General features: G+C 64.7%; 17 protein-coding genes. 16 read left to right on the top strand and 1 reads right to left on the bottom strand.

The window, feature by feature from the left end:
- Positions 1 to 46: 46 nt before the first annotated feature.
- The 6 genes from ACSKB9_RS18455 to ACSKB9_RS18430 all read left to right on the top strand — a co-directional run bounded on the left by ACSKB9_RS18455 (position 47) and on the right by ACSKB9_RS18430 (position 6493).
- A complete protein-coding gene (locus tag ACSKB9_RS18455; RefSeq protein WP_438074748.1) occupies positions 47 to 961 on the top strand; it encodes a LysR substrate-binding domain-containing protein in 915 nt (304 codons plus the stop codon).
- A 159-nt stretch (positions 962 to 1120) separates the two neighbouring features.
- Positions 1121 to 3169, top strand: coding sequence for an elongation factor G (locus ACSKB9_RS18450; RefSeq protein ID WP_438074746.1), 2049 nt, complete (start codon positions 1121 to 1123; stop codon positions 3167 to 3169).
- A 139-nt stretch (positions 3170 to 3308) separates the two neighbouring features.
- On the top strand, positions 3309 to 3950 hold the full coding sequence (locus ACSKB9_RS18445) for a YoaK family protein (protein WP_438074744.1): 642 nt from the start codon (positions 3309 to 3311) through the stop codon (positions 3948 to 3950).
- Positions 3951 to 3981: 31 nt separating this feature from the next.
- On the top strand, positions 3982 to 4824 hold the full coding sequence (locus ACSKB9_RS18440) for a shikimate dehydrogenase (protein WP_438074742.1): 843 nt from the start codon (positions 3982 to 3984) through the stop codon (positions 4822 to 4824).
- Between the two features lie 117 nt (positions 4825 to 4941).
- Entirely contained in the window at positions 4942 to 5520 is a 579-nt protein-coding gene (locus ACSKB9_RS18435; RefSeq protein ID WP_438080288.1) for a hypothetical protein, read from the top strand.
- Between the two features lie 364 nt (positions 5521 to 5884).
- Positions 5885 to 6493, top strand: coding sequence for a hypothetical protein (locus ACSKB9_RS18430; protein ID WP_057015947.1), 609 nt, complete (start codon positions 5885 to 5887; stop codon positions 6491 to 6493).
- Positions 6494 to 6668: 175 nt separating this feature from the next.
- On the opposite strand, the gene ACSKB9_RS18425 is transcribed toward ACSKB9_RS18430, so the two are convergent.
- A complete protein-coding gene (locus ACSKB9_RS18425) occupies positions 6669 to 7805 on the bottom strand; it encodes an alpha-hydroxy acid oxidase (protein ID WP_438074740.1) in 1137 nt (378 codons plus the stop codon).
- Positions 7806 to 7927: 122 nt separating this feature from the next.
- Between ACSKB9_RS18425 and ACSKB9_RS18420 the strand changes: the two genes are divergently transcribed.
- The 10 genes from ACSKB9_RS18420 to serA all read left to right on the top strand — a co-directional run bounded on the left by ACSKB9_RS18420 (position 7928) and on the right by serA (position 18051).
- Positions 7928 to 8101 carry a hypothetical protein gene (locus ACSKB9_RS18420; protein WP_438074738.1) on the top strand — a complete coding sequence of 58 codons (174 nt, stop codon included), beginning with the start codon at positions 7928 to 7930 and terminating at the stop codon, positions 8099 to 8101.
- A 215-nt stretch (positions 8102 to 8316) separates the two neighbouring features.
- Positions 8317 to 9663 (top strand): phosphoglucosamine mutase, encoded by a 1347-nt coding sequence (gene glmM / locus ACSKB9_RS18415; RefSeq protein ID WP_438074736.1) that lies wholly within the window; start codon positions 8317 to 8319, stop codon positions 9661 to 9663.
- A 269-nt stretch (positions 9664 to 9932) separates the two neighbouring features.
- Positions 9933 to 11183: an MFS transporter gene (locus ACSKB9_RS18410; protein ID WP_438074734.1), complete on the top strand. Its 1251-nt coding sequence runs from the start codon at positions 9933 to 9935 to the stop codon at positions 11181 to 11183.
- Between the two features lie 311 nt (positions 11184 to 11494).
- Positions 11495 to 12343 carry an outer membrane protein gene (locus tag ACSKB9_RS18405; RefSeq protein ID WP_438074732.1) on the top strand — a complete coding sequence of 283 codons (849 nt, stop codon included), beginning with the start codon at positions 11495 to 11497 and terminating at the stop codon, positions 12341 to 12343.
- Positions 12344 to 12544: 201 nt separating this feature from the next.
- Positions 12545 to 13429: an outer membrane protein gene (locus tag ACSKB9_RS18400; protein WP_438074730.1), complete on the top strand. Its 885-nt coding sequence runs from the start codon at positions 12545 to 12547 to the stop codon at positions 13427 to 13429.
- An 82-nt stretch (positions 13430 to 13511) separates the two neighbouring features.
- Positions 13512 to 14102, top strand: a complete 591-nt coding sequence (locus ACSKB9_RS18395; RefSeq protein WP_438074728.1) for a glutathione S-transferase family protein — start codon at positions 13512 to 13514, stop codon at positions 14100 to 14102.
- 18 nt (positions 14103 to 14120) lie between these two features.
- Positions 14121 to 14597 (top strand): N-acetyltransferase family protein, encoded by a 477-nt coding sequence (locus ACSKB9_RS18390; RefSeq protein ID WP_438074726.1) that lies wholly within the window; start codon positions 14121 to 14123, stop codon positions 14595 to 14597.
- A gap of 170 nt (positions 14598 to 14767) precedes the next feature.
- A complete protein-coding gene (locus tag ACSKB9_RS18385; RefSeq protein ID WP_438074724.1) occupies positions 14768 to 14980 on the top strand; it encodes a hypothetical protein in 213 nt (70 codons plus the stop codon).
- Positions 14981 to 15058: 78 nt separating this feature from the next.
- Positions 15059 to 16231 (top strand): phosphoserine transaminase, encoded by a 1173-nt coding sequence (locus tag ACSKB9_RS18380; RefSeq protein WP_283068104.1) that lies wholly within the window; start codon positions 15059 to 15061, stop codon positions 16229 to 16231.
- 230 nt (positions 16232 to 16461) lie between these two features.
- The gene (gene serA / locus ACSKB9_RS18375; RefSeq protein WP_438074722.1) at positions 16462 to 18051 is read left to right on the top strand and encodes a phosphoglycerate dehydrogenase; all 1590 of its coding nucleotides are present in this window, start codon (positions 16462 to 16464) and stop codon (positions 18049 to 18051) included.
- Positions 18052 to 18222: the final 171 nt, after the last annotated feature.

The raw sequence follows: 18222 nt of genomic DNA, 5'->3' as shown, positions 1-18222 counted from the left end.
TATTGCGTATGACTGACGGCACCCGCCGCTGTGCTATACCGACGGCATGGAATTGCGACATCTCAGATATTTCGTGGCGCTCGGCGAGGAATTGAACTTCACCCGCGCGGCCGAGCGGCTGCACATCGCGCAACCGCCGCTGAGCCAGCAGATCCGTCAGCTCGAGGACGAACTCGGCGTGACGTTGCTGCAGCGGAATAGCCGTCCTGTCAGGCTCACCGAGGCGGGCGAGCTGCTGCTTGCGCGCGCCCGCTCCCTGCTCGCAAATTTCGAGGCCGCGGTTGCGGACACGCGGCGCGTCGGGCGCGGCCAGGCCGGCAAGCTCGCGATCGGATTCGTCGGCTCCGCGATGTTCGCCGGTCTGCCCGATATCTTAGGCAGCTATCGCGACGCCTGTCCCGACGTCGAGCTTGTGCTTGACGAGATGCTGGCGGCCGAGATTGCCGAAGCGCTGCGGCGACGCCGGATCGATGTCGGCTTCGCACGCCCGGCGCTATTGCCGGAGGCGGGTCTTGCCCAGCGCCTGATCCTGGAGGAGCCCTATGTCGCGGCGTTGCCGCGCGCGCATCCGCTTGCCGAGAGGGACGACATTGCGCTTGCCGAATTGTCCGATGATGCCTTCGTGCTCTATCCGGCGCGGCCGGCGCCATCGGTCACCGGCCTGATCGTCGCCGCGTGCCAGGCCGCCGGATTCACGCCGCGACTCGCGCAGGAGGTACTGCATCTGCAAACTGCGATTGGCCTGATCGCCGCCGGCGTCGGTGTATCGCTCGTCCCGGAGGCCGCGGCACGCGCGCAGACCGGTCGCGGCGTGGCGTATGTCCGCTTGGCCGCGCCGGCGGTGACGGCGCCGCTCACGATTGCGTGGCGTGAAGAAGATGTCTCGCCCGCCGTGCAGCGTCTGCTCGACCTTGCGACACGCTGGCGCGAGATTTCTCCGGGACTTGCGCGAAGGAACTGACGCAGCCGATGCAATTGTCCGGACGATGGCTCGGAATTGCAAACCTCCGCGACGCCGCACCGCAGCGACGTTTTCCCGCTTGCCAAATGTCAAACGCAGGCAGAGCATAAACGGTCGCCGACCCAATCATGGGCCGAGCTCCAAAACGAGGAGGCGGCAATGGGACAAGACGTCAGAAGTCCCCGAGGTCCACGGTGCATCGCATTGGTGGGCCCTTTCCAAAGCGGTAAAACCACACTTCTGGAAGCGATCCTGGCGCGCACTGGCGCCATTAAAACTGCCGGCAGCGTCGATGCCGGAACCTCCGTCGGCGATGCCAGCCCCGAGGCGCGTCAGCACAAGATGGGCGTAGGCCTGACCGCCGCCACCACCACCTTTATGGGGGACAGCTACACCTTTATCGATTGTCCCGGCTCGATCGAATTCGCGCACGATATGCGTGCAGCGTTGCCGGCGGTCGATGCCGCGGTCGTGGTCTGCGAAGCCGACGAGAAAAAGCTGCCGCAGCTGCAGATCATCCTGCGCGAGCTCGAGGAGCTCGGAATTCCCCGTTTCCTGTTCCTGAACAAGATCGACCGCGCCAACAAGCGCGTCCGCGAGACGCTTGCGACGCTGCAGCCGGCCTCGCGGGTGCCGCTGGTGCTGCGCCAGATCCCGATCTGGAACGGCGATCTGATCGAAGGCTTTGTCGATCTCGCGCTGGAGCGCGCCTTCGTCTATCGCGAGCACAAGCCGTCGGAGGTGATGGCGCTCGAGGGCGGCAATCTCGATCGCGAGAAGGAAGCCCGCTTCTCGATGCTGGAGAAGCTTGCCGACCATGACGACGCGCTGATGGAGCAGTTGCTGGAGGATATCCAGCCGCCGCGCGATGCCGTGTTCGACGATCTCGCCCGCGAACTGCGCGAAGGGCAGATCTGTCCGGTGCTGCTCGGCGCTGCGAGCCGCGAGAACGGCGTGCTGCGCCTGATGAAGGCGCTGCGCCATGAGGCGCCCGGCGTTGCCGAGAGCGCCAATCGGCTCGGCATCAAGGATCAGAAGGATGCGCTGGCCTACGTGTTCAAGACCGTGCATTTGCAGCACGGCGGCAAGCTGTCGCTGGCGCGCGTGCTTGCGGGCCGGCTCGACGACGGCGCGACGCTGCAATCCTCAAGCGGCGAGAGCGGACGCGTCTCAGGCATCCTCGCGGTCTCTGGCGGGCATGACAGCAAGCGGCCGCAGGCCGAGGCCGGCGACACCGTCGCGCTCGGCAAGCTCGATGCGATCAAGACCGGCGATACGGTCTCGAGCGGCAAGACGGCGCCGGCCTCGCTGGTCAAGGTCGAGCCGGCCGCGGCCGTGCTGTCGATCTCGATTGCCGCGACCGACCGCAAGGACGATGTCAAGCTCGGCCAGGCGCTGCTGCGGCTGAACGAGGAAGATCCCTCGCTGACGATGATCCAGAACCCGCGCACCCACGACACCGTGCTGTGGGGGCAGGGCGAGATGCATCTGCGCGTGGCGCAGGAGCGGCTGAAGGACCGCTACGGCGTCAACGTCAAATCGCATCCGCCGGCGATCGGCTATCAGGAGACCATCCGCAAGCCGATCACCCAGCGCGGCCGGCACAAGAAGCAGTCCGGCGGCCATGGCCAGTTCGGCGACGTCGTGCTCGACATCAAGCCGAAGCCGCGCGGGTCAGGCTTCGAATTCCACGAGAAAGTGGTCGGCGGCGCGGTGCCGCGCAACTATATCGGCGCGGTGGAAGAGGGCGTCGTCGACGCGCTGGCGCGCGGCCCACTCGGCTTTCCCGTGATCGACGTCGACGTCACGCTGACCGACGGCTCCTATCATAGCGTCGACTCGTCCGATCTCGCGTTCCGCACCGCGGCGCGGATCGGGGTCAGCGAGGGGTTGCCGCAGTGCCAGCCGGTGCTGCTGGAGCCGATCCATATGGTCGAGATCGTCTGTCCGACCGACGCCACCGCCAAGATCAACGCGATCCTGTCGGCGCGCCGCGGCCAGATCCTCGGCTTCGACACCCGCGACGGCTGGATCGGCTGGGATTGCGTCCGCGCCACGATGCCGGAATCGGAGATCGGCGACCTGATCGTCGAGCTGCGCTCCGCCACCGCCGGCGCCGGCACCTTCACCCGCCAGTTCGACCGCATGGCCGAAGTGACGGGCCGCGCCGCCGACCAGATCATCGCCGCGCATCGCGACGCGGCGTGATCGAATTGTCATTCCGGAATGGTCCGAAGGACCAGACCCGGAATCTCGAGATTCCGGGTTCGATGCTGTCGCATCGCCCCGGAATGACGGGCCAAGATAGCGCCCGTGATTCCCTTCCTATGACGCAGTTTCCGCCAGCATGCTTGAATCCCGCCGTAACCTGGCGCTGGCCTGCGCGCTCAGCGCAATGGCCGGCTATGTCGACGGCATCGGCTATCTGCATCTCGGCGGGCTGTTCGTCTCCTTCATGAGCGGCAACTCGACGCGGCTTGGCGTGACGCTGGCCGAGGGGCATTGGCAGCACGCCCTGGAAGCGCTGGAGCTGATCGTGCTGTTCGTCGCCGGCGCCGCAGCCGGCAGCCTGATCGTGCTCAGCGCGCTGGTGCATCGCCAGCCCCTCCTCCTGCTCATCGAGGCGTGGCTGCTCACGGCGGCGGCGGTGGCCTATGCCTATGGCCTGTCGAACGCCGCGGTCGCCGCCATCGTGCTGGCGATGGGGCTCGAGAACGCCGTATTCCAGCTCGAAGGCGGGGCCGGGCTCGGCCTCACCTATGTCACCGGGGCGCTGGTGAAGGCCGGTCAGCTGATCGCCGCCGCGCTCACAGGCGGTGCGGGCTGGGCCTGGCTGCCGAATCTGCTGCTGTGGGCGGCGCTGGTCGCGGGCGCGCTCGCCGGCGCGCTGGCCTATGGCTGGATCAACCTCGCGGCGATCTGGTTCGCCGCAGCCGCCGCGTTCGCCCTCAGCGCGCTGGTTGCCGCAACCGCGAAGCGGACGGATTGACAGCGCGCCCGCCTTGGCCGATGTCACGATCATGACGTCCTCAAGCAAAACCCGCGCCGCGTGCCTGATCGGCTGGCCCGCCGCGCATTCCCGCTCGCCGCTGATCCATCATTACTGGCTGCGCACGCTCGGCATCGAGGGCGGCTATGTGATCGAGGCGGTGCCGCCGGAGGATTTCAAGGATTTCCTGTTCCGCCTGTCGCTGCGCGGCTTCGTCGGCGCCAACGTCACCATTCCGCACAAGGAGCGCGCGCTGGCGCTGTCGGCGCCGGACGAGCGCGCCCGTGCCGTCGGCGCCGCCAACACGTTGTGGTTCTCCGATGGCGAGTTGCGCTCGACCAACACCGATGTCGAAGGCTTCATCAACAATCTCGACGCCTGCGCGCCCGGCTGGGACAAGACCGCGGACGCGCTGGTGCTCGGCGCCGGCGGCGCGGCCCGTGCGGTGGTGTTCGGCCTGATCGAGCGCGGCATCGCGCGCGTGCATTTGGTCAACCGCAGCATCGATCGCGCCCGCGCGCTGGCCGGGCAATTCGGCGCGCGGGTTCATCCTGCGACCTGGGACAAGGTTGATGAGCTGCTGCCGCGCGCCGGCCTGCTGGTGAATACCACCTCGCTCGGCATGCATGGTCAGCCCGCGCTCGAGGTCGATGTCGGTCTGCTGCCGCAGGGCGCGGTTGTCTCCGACCTCGTCTATGTGCCGCTGGTGACGCCGCTGCTTGCGGCGGCAGAGGCGCGTGGTCTGAAGACCGCCGATGGACTAGGCATGCTGCTGCATCAGGCGGTGCGCGGTTTCGAGTTATGGTTCGGGCGGCGTCCGCAGGTCACGCCGGAACTGCGCACGCTTGTTGAGGCCGATCTCACAAAGACTTGAGGCCTGGAATAGCATCTCCGGAACGGGGTCTGGTGTTAGTCCCCCCGCGTTCCCTCCCGGAGATCAGTCATGCCTGCCAGCCGCTCCCATCTCATTCGGCCGTTCATCGCGCTTGCGATGGTGACGGTGTCCACGCTCTACGCGCTCGCGCAGCAGCCGCCGACGCCGACGCGGGTGCGTGGAACCGTCGAGAGCGTCGACGGCGATACGCTCGCGGTGAAGTCGCGCAGCGGCGAGGACGTCAAGCTGCACATGGCAGGCAACATGGTGGTGCTCGGTCTCACCAAGATCGCGCTGTCCGACATCAAGGTCGGTTCCTTCATCGGTACGACCACCGTGCCCGGCTCCGACGGCACGCCGAAGGCGGTCGAGGTGCATGTCTTCCCGGAAAACATGCGCGGCACCGGCGAAGGGTCGCGGCCGTACGATCTGAAGCCGAACAGCAGCATGACCAATGCGACCGTCGCGCAATCCGTCGTCAGCAATGACGGCCACACATTGCTGGTCAAATACAAAGACGGCGAGAAGAAGGTGGAGGTCGCACCCGATACACCGGTCGTGACCTATGTTCCCGGCGACAAGGCGGACCTGAAGGCCGGCGCCAAGGTGATCGCCTTCATGAAGAAACTGCCGGACGGCTCACTTGAAACCGATCGCGTCAGCGTCGGCCGCGACGGCCTAACCCCGCCGATGTGACGTGAACGGCAGTCCCTCAACGTGTCGTCCCGGCCTAGTGCGCAATTGCGCACGGGAGCCGGGACCCATAACCACCGATGATAATTGTTGAGAAGAGCTGGGGTCACAGCGTGCCAAATCTCGTAGGGTCGTGGTTATGGGTTCCGGGTCGCGCTTCGCTTGCCCGGGACGACGAAGGCTATCCGGGCTACGGCAGCTTTGCACACGCGAGCGCATCACCTGTCCGTTATCGCAGTAACGGCCCCCTCACCCGGCGCGTAGTTGTCGTGTGAGCCGTCGCTTCCGCGAGAAGTTGTGGCTTGCACGGAATACCACCAATTCCCCGGTGTTCCTTCATCCGCCAGCCCAACCCATGAGGGACACCATGCCGAAATCGACGCTGTTCGCCGCATTGCTTCTTGTTGCCTTTGCCTCGGCTGCATCCGCGCAGCAGCCGCCGGCGGTGCGTATCCGCGGCACCATCGAGGCCGTCGACGGCGCGATGCTGTCGATCAAGTCGCGCGACGGCGCCGACATGAAGGTGCGGACCACCGACAACGTCGCGGTGTTCGGCGTCGCCAAGACCGATCTGTCGGAGATCAAGCCCGGTTCCTATATCGGCGTCACAGCGATGCCCGAGCCCGACGGAACGCAGAAGGCGATCGCGGTTCATATCTTCCCGGAGAACCAGCGCGGCGCCGCCGAAGGCTTCCGCCCCTGGGACCTGCGCGCCAATTCGACCATGACCAACGCCACCGTCGCCGAGACCGTGAAGGGCACCGACGGCCAGAACATCACGGTGAAGTACAAGGACGGCGAGAAGAAAGTCGTGGTGCCGCCGGGCACCCCGGTCGTCACCTTCGTCGCCGGCGACAAGTCGGAACTGAAGCCGGGCGCCAAGATCATCATCTTCGGCGCGCTGAAGAAGGATGACGGCACGCTGGAAGCCAACCGCGTCAATGTCGGCCGCGACGGGATTGCGCCGCCGATGTGATGCGGAACAGGCTCCGCCGTCGTCCCTGCGAAAGCAGAGACCCATAACCACAGGGTTGAGTTGTTGAAGCGCTGTCGCCCGCAGCGCTGCGAAACGACGGCCATCGGTGGTTATGGGTCCCGGGTCGCGCTTCGCTTGCCCGGGACGACGTGTTGAGAGAGGCTGCCGCTCCGCGCTAAACCGCCAGCACGTGATCGTCGATCTCGGCGATGGTGTTGACGCCGCACAGTCCCATCGTGGTGGTGAGCTCCTTGCTCAGGATATCGATCGCCTTGGCGACGCCCGCCTGACCGCCGGCGCCGAGGCCATAGGCATAGGCGCGGCCGATCATGCAGGACTTCGCGCCGAGCGCGAGCGCCCGCATCACGTCCATGCCGGTGCGGATGCCGCCGTCGAACATGATCTCGAGCTTCGAGCCGACCTCATCGACGATCTCCGGCAGCACCTCGATCGAGGACGGTGCGCCGTCGAGCTGGCGGCCGCCATGGTTGGACACCACGATCGCCTGCGCGCCGGTCTTGGCGGCGAGCTCGGCGTCCTCGACATCGAGAATCCCTTCGAGGATCAGCTTGCCCGGCCAGATGCTGCGGATCCAGTCGATGTCCTTCCAGTTCAGCGAGGTGTCGAACTGCGAGGCGGTCCATTCCGACAGTTTCGTCAGGTCCTCGGTGCCTTTGACGTGGCCGGCGATGTTGCCGAAGGTGCGGCGCTTGCCTTGCAGCACGCCCGAGACCCAGGCGGGCTTGGTCGCGAAGTCGATCAGCTTCGACAGCGACCATTCCGGCGGCACCGTCATGCCGTTCTTGATGTCCTGGTGGCGCTGGCCGATCACCTGCAGGTCGACGGTCAACACCAGCGCCGAGCATTTCGCCGCGATCGCGCGCTCGATCAGCGACTTGATGAAGCCGCGGTCCTTCATGACGTAGAGCTGGAACCAGAACGGCTTGTCGACGGCGGCCGCGATGTCCTCGATCGAGCAGATCGACATCGTGCTCTGGGTGAAGGGAATGCCGGCCGCCTGCGCGGCGCGGCAGGCATAGATCTCGCCGTCGCCATGCTGCATGCCGAGCAGGCCGACCGGCGCCAGGATCAGCGGCATCGCCGCCGGCTCGCCGAGGATCGTGGTCGCCAGGGTGCGCTTGGACACATCGACCAGGATGCGCTGGCGGAACTTGATCTGCTGCAGATCTTCCGAATTCGCGCGCAGCGTGTCCTCGGTATAGGAGCCGCGGTCCGCATAATCGAAAAACGCCTTCGGCACCCGGCGCTTGTGCAGCTGGCGCAGATCTTCGATGCAGGTAATGTGCTTCATGGACGGTCCCGGCCCTTCTTCTGTGTCGCAAGTTCTACGGAGGCGCCTTGCGGGTGTTCGATCTTGCCGTCATCTAGCATGGATGGGGGAGCTGCCAAATCGAAGACGGATGGGAGAGCGCGATGACCCAATCAGGCTCCAAACCGAAAGCAGACGAGAACGCCGAGAAGCGCCGGCTCGATGAGGCCCTGGAAGAGGGGCTGGAGGAGACGTTTCCCGGTTCCGACCCCGTCAATGTCACCCAGCCGGCCCCCAGCAAGGGCGACCAGCACGTCAAGCGCAGCGGCAAAGGGTAGGGACGACATTCGTTCCCCAGGTTGCCGAAGGAGTAATAATGTTATATCTTTCAGTGCCTTAATGTCGAAGCACGGGGTTTAGCCCCGGTAATGATTCATCATATTTTTTGAAGTCCTTTTAGCGCCTGGCAGTCTATAAGGCCGATGCACGCTAGACTGGTAGGCGTTCAGGACTCTCTCGCCGGGTGGTTCGAGAGGTCCGTGTTGGGGGTTACATGAGCCGCAAATATTTCGGGACCGATGGAATTCGGGGCCGCGCCAATGGACTGATCACGCCGGAGCTCGCGCTCAAGGTGGGGCAGGCCGCGGGATTGGTGTTTCAGCGTGGCGATCATCGCCATCGCGTCGTGATCGGCAAGGACACGCGGCTGTCCGGCTACATGATCGAATACGCGATGGTCGCGGGCTTCACCTCGGTCGGTATGGACGTGCTGCTGGTCGGCCCGATGCCGACCCCGGCGATCGCGATGCTCACCAAGTCGATGCGCGCCGATCTCGGCGTCATGATCTCGGCGTCGCATAATCTTTTTGAAGACAACGGCATCAAGCTGTTCGGACCGCAGGGCTTCAAGCTGTCGGACGATGTCGAGAAGCAGATCGAGCAGCTGCTCGACGAATCGCTCGACCGCCGCCTGGCGCAGAGCGCGAGCCTCGGCCGCGCCCGCCGCATCGACGGCGTCCATGACCGCTACATCGAATTCGCCAAGCGCACGCTGCCGCGCGATCTCTCGCTCGACGGCCTGCGCGTCGTGGTCGATTGCGCCAACGGCGCCGCCTACAAGGTGGTGCCGGAAGCGCTGTGGGAACTCGGCGCCGACGTGGTGCCGATCGGGGTCGAACCCGACGGCTTCAACATCAACAAGGAATGCGGCTCCACCTCGCCGGAAGCGCTGTCGCGGAAGGTGCGCGAGATGCGCGCCGACATCGGCATTGCGCTCGACGGCGATGCCGATCGCGTCATCCTGGTCGACGAGCGCGGCCACATCGTCGACGGCGACCAGCTGCTCGCGGTGATCGCGCAGAGCTGGAAGGAGGAGGGGCGCCTCGCCAAGCCCGGCATCGTCACGACCGTGATGTCCAATCTTGGGCTGGAGCGTTTCCTGCAGGGCCTCGGGTTGCAGATGGTCCGCACGCCGGTCGGCGACCGCTATGTGCTCGAGCAGATGCTGAGCGGCGGCTACAATCTCGGCGGCGAGCCGTCGGGCCATATCATCATGTCGGACTATTCGACGACCGGCGACGGTTTTGTCGCGGCACTGCAGGTGCTGGCCGTGGTGCAGAAGCTGCGCCGCCCGGTGTCGGAGATCTGCCGGCGTTTCGATCCATTGCCGCAAATCCTGAAGAACGTGCGCTATCGCAGCGGCAAGCCGCTCGACGACGCCGAGGTCAAGTCCGCGATCACCGACGGCGAGAGGCGCCTCAACGGCCATGGCCGTCTGTTGATCCGCCCCTCCGGCACCGAGCCGGTGATCCGCGTGATGGGCGAGGGCGACGATCGCATCCTGGTGGAAGAGGTCGTCGACAACATCGTCAGCGCACTCGGCCACGCCGCCGCGGCTTAAGCCCCGTCCGGCCTCGTCAGCTCGTGATCCTGAGGAGCGCGCCCTTGCGCGCGTCTCGAAGGATGCACGGCCCATTGTCGCAATGTGGCGAGCGCCGGGCCGTGGACCCTTCGAGACGCGCTGCGCGCTCCTCAGGGTGACGGGGATAGAGTTTGGCCGCCGGCTGGCCACACAGCGCATCGCTGCCATCGGCTAACGCAACTGGTTTGCCTCACCTCCGCGTCGTACGACACGGAGGTATTTTTGCGAATCTGTCCGGGAATGCTGCATTGAACAAACCCGTCGTGAGCAAACAGGCGCTGGGCGAGCCGGTGCCGGTGCCGGAGTTGACGGCCGCAAAGGTCGCCGCCGCTGCGGGGCCGGCCTATGTCGTGCTTGCCGGCATCAGCTTCTCGCACTTCCTCAACGACACGATGCAGTCGCTGATCGCTTCGGTCTATCCGATCCTGAAGGACAATTACGCGCTCGACTTCGCGCAGATCGGCATGATCACGCTGGCGTTCCAGTTCACGGCGTCGCTGCTGCAGCCGCTGGTCGGGCATTTCACCGACAAGAAGGCGCAGCCGTTCTCGCTTGCGATCGGCATGGGCTTCACCTTTTTCGGTCTGTTGCTGCTCAGCGTTGCGCACACCTATGGGGTCATCCTGATTGCGGCTTCGCTGGTCGGCCTTGGCTCCGCGGTGTTCCACCCGGAATCGTCGCGCATCGCGCGGCTGGCGTCAGGCGGACGTTACGGTTTCGCGCAATCGGTGTTCCAGCTCGGCGGCAGTTTCGGCACCTCGATGGGGCCGGTGCTCGCAGCACTGATCGTGGTGCCGTTCGGTCAGCCCTCGATCGCCTGGTTCTCCTCGATCGCGTTCCTTGCCATCGTGATCCTCTGGCGCATCGGCGTCTGGTACAAACCGCAGATATCGGGCAAGAAGACGGCCGCCAGCGCGCGGCATCCCGACCATCCGGATCAGCGGCGCGTGAAGATCGCGCTCATCGTGCTGGTCGCGCTGCTGTTCTCCAAGCAGCTCTATGTCTCGAGCCTGTCGAGCTATTACATCTTCTATCTGATCGACCGGTTCGGCGTCTCGACGCAGGCGGCGCAGCTCTATCTGTTCGTGTTCCTTGCCGCCAACGCCGCGGGTGCGTTCATCGGCGGTCCGCTCGGCGACCGCTTCGGCCGCAAATACGTGATCTGGTTCTCGATCCTCGGCGCGCTGCCGTTCACGCTGGCGCTGCCCTATGCCGGCCTGTTCGCCAGCGCCGTGCTGACGGTGGTGATCGGTTTGATCATCTCGTCGGCGACGTCGGCGATCATCGTGTTCGCGCAGGAATTGATGCCGCATCGCTTCGGCATGATCTCCGGCGTGTTCTTCGGCGTCGCGTTCGGGATCGGCGGTCTCGGCGCCGCCGTGCTCGGCAAGCTCGCCGACCACACCTCGATCGCCTTCGTCTATCAGCTGTGCGCCTTCCTGCCGGCGATCGGCCTGCTCGCGGTGTTCCTGCCGAAGATGCCGAAGGCCGTTCGCTGAACTCCCGGCAGTGAGGCGGGGCAGCAGCGGTTCCCGCATTAAGCATTCGCTAACACACGCGGCTCGCGTGCGCTGCAAACGGCGCGCTTGCGTCAACGCTTCATTAGCACCTGTGGCGAGATCGCCATCTTTCGCCGCCGCGTGCGCGCATTTATGGACTCATAAGCGACAGCCGCGGAGAAAGGTGAGAGAAAATCAACCTTAAAAATTAGGGTTAAGTGCCGCTTAAACATTTCCTGCCATCGTCCGGGCCGTGAGTTTCAGACGTGGGGCTTTCGTGTCGCCTCACTTGGCCCAAAAGGACGAAGCCAATGCGTAGCGTAAAGACCCTGATTGCCGCCGGAGCGGCATCTCTGTTGTCCTCGGCGGCGTTCGCTGCCGACATGCCGATCATGCCGCCGCCCCCGATGGCGTATGCGCCTCCGCCGGTCCAGGACTTCGGCGGCTGGTATCTGCGCGGCGATATCGGCATGACCAACACCAAGGCGAGGCTGCACGTCAACGCCTACGATACGCTGCCGGCCGGCACCGCCTTCAACCAGTATGGCCACGGCTTCGACGGCGGCGTGCTCTACGGCATCGGCGTCGGCTATCAGTTCAACAGCTGGTTCCGCGCCGACATCACCGGTGAGTATCGCTCGAAGGTGAGCTTCAACGGCACCGACTTCTTCACGTTCCCCGGGCCGAGCTCCTTGGGTGACACCTATCATGGCGGCATCCAGAGCTGGGTCGGCCTCGTCAACGTCTACGCCGATCTCGGCACCTGGGGTTGCTTGACCCCGTTCATCGGTGCCGGTGTCGGTGCCGCAGTGCTCAAGACCGCGGCGTTCTCCGACGTCACGACGTTCCCGAGCGGGTCGGGCCTCACCAGCTCCTTCATCGCCGATGGCGCCACCAAGACCAATTTCGCCTGGGCGCTCCACGCCGGTGTCGCCTACAAGGTCACCAACAACTTCACGGTTGAACTGGCCTATCGCTACCTCGACATGGGCACTGCCGCCCACGGCCAAGGTCACTTCTTCGACGGCACGCCGGCCGGTCCCTCGAGCTTCCAGTACCGCGACATCACCTCGCAGGACGTGAAGCTCGGCGTGCGCTTCAACTTGCCGTGCTGCGACGTGCCGCCGCCGCCTCCGCCGCCGCTGATCCGCAAGGGTTAATTTCGGGCCTTCACGGTTAACGATTGCAACGGCGCGGGACCATCCCGCGCCGTTTTTCTTTGCCGCGTCATGTCGCGAACTTGCCGCGTCATGTCGCGCACTTCCGCAACTTGCGTGCTCGAAAACGGGTGGCGACAACGATTGGTTAAGGTTAACAGGCGATGATCAACACGAAATCGGTGCGGTGGATGGAGCGTTGCAATGCGTAGGTTGCTGCTGGCGGGGATGATGATTGGAACGGTGACCGGCGCGCAGGCTGCCGACCTGCCGGACTTTCCGATCCTGCGCGGCTCCTATGTCGATGCACCGAGCAGGAGCGGGAACTGGGAAGGATGGTACGTCGGCGGCCAGATCGGCTATTCCTCCGGCGACATCGATTTCAGCCACGCGCCAAGCGCGATGACCTCCTTCATGCTGCGCGAGAGCGTTCTGGCCGACCCGGTTTCGGGTTGGGCCCTGCTGCCGAAGAACCATGCGCAGAGCAACGGGTTCGGCGCGTTCGTCGGCCGCAACTGGCAATGGGACGACGTCGTGCTCGGCGTCGAGGCCAACTACAATTACCTGAACGGCCTCGAAAGTTCGGCGGGCGACTCGATGACGCGGCAGATCGTGAATCCCAAGGGCGAGACTCCTCCGAGCGGGCACACCTACACCTACAACACCACGTTGTCGGGGAGCGCCGCCTTGCAGGTCAAGGACGTCACGACCTTCCGTGGACGCGCCGGATGGGCGGCAGGCAACTTCCTGCCATACATGTTCGGCGGTGTTGCGGTGGGACGCATGTCCGTGTCGCGTTCGGCGACGGTGTCGTTTGACAAGTACGATGCCTGGGCCGAGACCCAGACGGTCGGCAACAACACCGTTACAATTCAGCATAACGACTACCTGGGCTCAGGCAGCGCCGCCCAGACGGAGCAGCGGGTGAACAACTATGCGGTCGGCTGGACCGCGGGCCTCGGGCTTGAATATTGCGTGGTCGGCGGGTTGTTTCTCCGCGGCGAGTGGGAATATGTGCGCTTCGCGGCGGTCAAGAATATCGCCGTCGACATGAACAGCTTCCGGGTCGGCGCCGGCTACAAGTTCTGATCGCCGCTGCCGTAGCCGGCGACGGTTGACAGACCGGGGAGCGACTGCTGCTCTGTCGTCACACGGTGCGGAGCGCGATCACATGAAAATCTACGGCGACGCCAATTCAGGCAACTGCCTGAAGGTGAAATGGGTGTGCGACAGGCTGGCGCTGCCGTACACATGGGTCGAGATCGACACCATGAAGGGCGGCAGCCGGACCGCGGAATTCCTCAAGCGAAACGGCTGGGGCCAAGTGCCGACGATGGAGCTGGATGACGGCCGCACGCTGGCACAATCCAACGCCATCATCCGCTATCTCGCGCGCGGCAGCGACCTGATCCCGAGCGATCCCTATCGCGCGGCGCAGATGGATGCCTGGATGTTCTGGGAGCAGAACAGCCACGAGCCTTATGTGGCCGTCTGCCGCTTTCAGGCCGTGTATCTCGGCAAGGCCATCTCGGAGATCGATCCGAATCTCATCAAGCGCGGCTATGTCGCGCTCGATCATCTGGAGCGGCATCTTGCGGGGACGCAATTTTTGGTCGGAGACGCGTTCTCGCTCGCCGACGTCTCGCTGCTCGCCTATACCCGTGTCGCGGAGGATGGCGGCCTCGAACTCGCGCGCCATCCCGTGATCCGTCGCTGGATCGCCGATGCCGAGCGCGTGCTCGCGCTGCCGCCGGTCCGCTGACCTCAGGTGAATGCCGCCATGACTGAAGCTTCATCCATCACGATCCGCCGCGCCCGCCGCGAAGACGTCGCCGCCATCGTCGGCATGCTTGCGGACGATCCGCTCGGCAGTGCGCGCGAGCGGATCGAGGATCCGCTGCCGCAAAGCTATTACGAGGCCTTCGCGCGGGTCGAGCGCGATCCCAACCTGCAGCTCGTCGTCGCCGTCGACGGAGAGGGCGAAGGCGTCGTCGTCGGCTGTCTACAACTTGCGGTTCTGCCGGGCATCAGCTCGCAGGGCGGCTCGCGCGGCCTGCTCGAGGACGTTCGCGTCGCAAAGCATTGCCGCAGCCGCGGCATCGGCGAGAAGCTCGTGCAGTGGGCCGTCACGGAGGCGCGCGCGAGAGGCTGCATGCTCGTCGAGCTGCTGACGCATCATACGCGGGTCGATGCGCAACGCTTCTATGAACGGCTCGGGTTCGCGCGCAGCCATGTCGGGATGACGATTCGCTTTTGAAACCGCGCGCACGAAGTTGTGCCATCTACCGGGCAATGCCTGCAGCAGCGGATAGTCTGCGATCCGGTTAACAGGCAATAAACTAAGCCGGCCTCCGTGATTTTACCGGTCGGAACGAGTTCCGGTATGTCGGACGTCTCCCACGGGGCGACGGGCAACTGGGGATTGGAATGTCGGATTATTCGATCGTGCGGGTCGGCAACGAGTACATCGTGCAGGCCGGCGAGAAGCGCATTCTGAAAGTATCGAGCCGGCGCAGGGCGGTTAAGATCATGACTCTGGCGGCAGATTTGCTCGATCAGGAGACGATCCAGCAGGTCGAGGACGCCCCATCAATCAGCCGTGATGACCGGATTGCTCCAGACGAGTCCGAACTTTCTTGACGTTTGGGTACCTTTCCACTATCCCCGACCGCGGGAAACCTCTCCCCACCGAGAGGCAGCTATCTGGAAGGGTAGATTATGACTGCAGCGAAGCCCGCTTCGCGGCCTGAAGTGCCGCATTTTTCCTCCGGCCCCTGTGCCAAGCGCCCCGGCTGGAACCCCAACAATCTCAAGGACGCCGCCCTCGGCCGCTCGCATCGCGCGAAAGTCGGCAAGGCCAAGCTCAAGCTCGCGATCGACCTGACGCGCGAGGTGCTTGAGGTGCCCGCCGATTACAAGATCGGCATCGTACCGGCGTCGGACACCGGCGCGGTCGAGATGGCGCTGTGGTCACTGCTCGGCGCGCGGCCCGTCACCACGCTCGCCTGGGAATCCTTCGGCGAGGGCTGGGTCAGCGATATCGTCAAGGAATTGAAGCTGAAGGACGTCACCAAGCTCAACGCGGCTTATGGTGAAATCCCCGATCTCTCCAAGGTCGATCCGAAGTCGGATATCGTCTTCACCTGGAACGGCACCACCTCGGGTGTGCGCGTGCCGAACGCCGACTGGATCAGCGCAGACCGCGAAGGCCTGACGATTTGCGACGCGACCTCGGCCGCCTTCGCGCAGCCGCTCGATTTCGCCAAGCTCGATGTCGTCACCTTCTCCTGGCAGAAGGCGCTCGGCGGTGAAGCCGCACACGGGATGCTGATCCTGTCGCCGCGTGCGGTGGAACGGCTCGAGACCTACAAGCCGGCCTGGCCGCTGCCGAAGATCTTCCGCCTCACCAAGGGCGGCAAGCTCAACCAGGGCATCTTCGAAGGCGAGACCATCAACACGCCGTCGATGCTTTGCGTCGAGGACTATCTCGATGCGTTGAACTGGGCGAAGTCGATCGGCGGCCTGAAGGCGCTGATCGCCCGCGCCGATGCCAACACCAAGGCGCTCGCCGACTGGAAGGCGAAGACGCCGTGGATCGACTTCCTGGCCAAGGATCCTGCGATCCGCTCCAACACCTCGGTGTGCCTCAAGTTCACCGATCCCGCGATCACCTCGCTTCCTTCAGACGCACAGGCCGACTTCTGCAAGAAGCTGGTCGCGCTGGTTGAGAAGGAGAACGCCGGTTTCGACTTCGCGTATTACCGCGACGCGCCGGCCGGCCTGCGGATCTGGTGCGGCGCCACCGTCGAGGCAAAGGACGTCGAGTTGCTGACGCAGTGGATCGACTGGGCGTTTGCCGAGACCAAGGCAGCGTTGCCCAAGGCGGCATAAGTTTTCCCTTGTCACCTCTCCCCGTTCTTACGGGGAGAGGTCGGATCGCTCGGCAGCGCAATTGCGCGCCTGAGCGATCCGGGTGAGGGGCCCTTTCGGCTTGTTCCTCGCTCGTGGCTGCCCTTACCCCAACCCTCTCCCCGCAAGAGCGGGGAGAGGGAGAAGTGATCAGAGACTTCACCAGATCGGTCCAGGAGACCCGCCCGCGGCAGGGCAAAGGAACAATCGAGATGACAAAACCCAAAGTTCTGATTTCCGACGCGCTGTCTCCCGCCGCCGTCCAGATCTTCAAGGATCGCGGCGTCGAGGTCGACTTCCAGCCCAACCTCGGCAAGGACAAGGAAAAGCTCGCCGAGATCATCGGCAATTACGACGGTCTCGCGATCCGCTCGGCCACCAAGGCGACCGCCAAGCTCATCGAGAAGGCGACCAGGCTCAAGGTGATCGGCCGCGCCGGCATCGGCGTCGACAATGTCGAGATCCCGGCCGCGACCGCCAAGGGCATCATCGTGATGAATACGCCGTTCGGCAATTCGATCACGACCGCCGAGCACGCGATCACGCTGATGCTGGCGCTGGCGCGCGAGATTCCGCAGGCCGACGCCTCGACCCAGGCCGGCAAGTGGGAGAAGAACCGCTTCATGGGCGTCGAAATCACCGCCAAGACCCTCGGCGTGATCGGCTGCGGCAATATCGGCACGATCGTCGCCGACCGCGCGCTCGGCCTGCGCATGAAGGTGATCGCGTTCGATCCGTTCCTGTCGCCGGAGCGCGCCAAGGACATCGGCGTCGAGAAGGTCGAGCTCGACGATCTCTTGAAGCGCGCTGATTTCATCACGCTGCACACGCCGCTGACCGAGAAGACCCGCAACGTGATCGATGCGGCCGCGATCGCCAAGATGAAGAAGGGCGTTCGCATCATCAACTGCGCGCGTGGCGGCCTGGTCGACGAGCAGGCGCTGGTCGATGCGCTGAATTCGAAGCATGTCGCGGGCGCCGCCTTCGACGTGTTCGTCGAGGAGCCGGCGACCTCGAACGTGCTGTTCGGCCATCCCAACGTAATCTGCACCCCGCATCTCGGCGCCTCCACCACCGAGGCGCAGGAAAACGTCGCGTTGCAGGTCGCCGAGCAGATGTCGGACTATTTGTTGTCGGGCGCGATCTCCAACGCGGTCAACTTCCCCTCGATCACGGCGGAAGAGGCGCCGAAGCTGAAGCCGTTCATCGAGCTCGCCGAGAAGCTCGGCTCGTTCGCCGGCCAGCTCACCGAGAGCGGCATCCTCAAGACAGAGATCACCTATGAGGGCCACGTCGCCGAGATGAAGATCAAGGCGATCACCTCGGCGGTGCTGTCGGGCCTGCTGCGGCCGATGCTGGGCGAGGTCAACGTGGTCTCGGCGCCGATCGTCGCCAAGGAGCGCGGCATGGTGGTGGACGAGGTCGTCCGCGCCGCGCAGAGCGACTATGAAAGCCTGATCACGGTCACCGTGACCACCGAGCGTCAGGAGCGTTCGGTGTCCGGCACCGTTTACGCCGACGGCAAGCCGCGCCTCGTCGACATCAAGGGCATCCGCGTCGACGCCGAGTTCGGCAAGTCGATGATCTACGTGACCAACGAGGACAAGCCGGGCTTCATCGGCGCGTTCGCGAGCCTCTTGGGTGATGCGAAAATCAATATCGCGACCTTCCATCTCGGCCGCGTCAAGCAGGGCGGCGACGCCATTGCGCTGGTCGAGGTCGACGGCGCGGTGCCGGCGGAGCTGCTCGCCAGGGTACAGACGCTGCCGCAGGTGAAGCAGGCCAAGGCGCTGACGTTTTAAGGCACTGACGTTCTGAGGCACTGACGTTCTGAGCCGCCGACGTTTCAAGGCGCCGATGTTTTAAACGTTGTTTGAGCGATTCTCGTCGTCCGGGACGCGCCCGGACGTGACGAACAAAGATACCGCTCAAGCATATCCAAATTCCGATCTGCGGAACATGACGCCGTCTCC

The sequence above is a fragment of the Bradyrhizobium sp. BR 1433 genome (genome assembly GCF_051547665.1).
In the GTDB taxonomy this organism is placed as follows: domain Bacteria; phylum Pseudomonadota; class Alphaproteobacteria; order Rhizobiales; family Xanthobacteraceae; genus Bradyrhizobium; species Bradyrhizobium australafricanum.
Note: the sequence above shows the minus strand (reverse complement) of the source record. Positions and strands in the feature narration are given on the sequence as shown.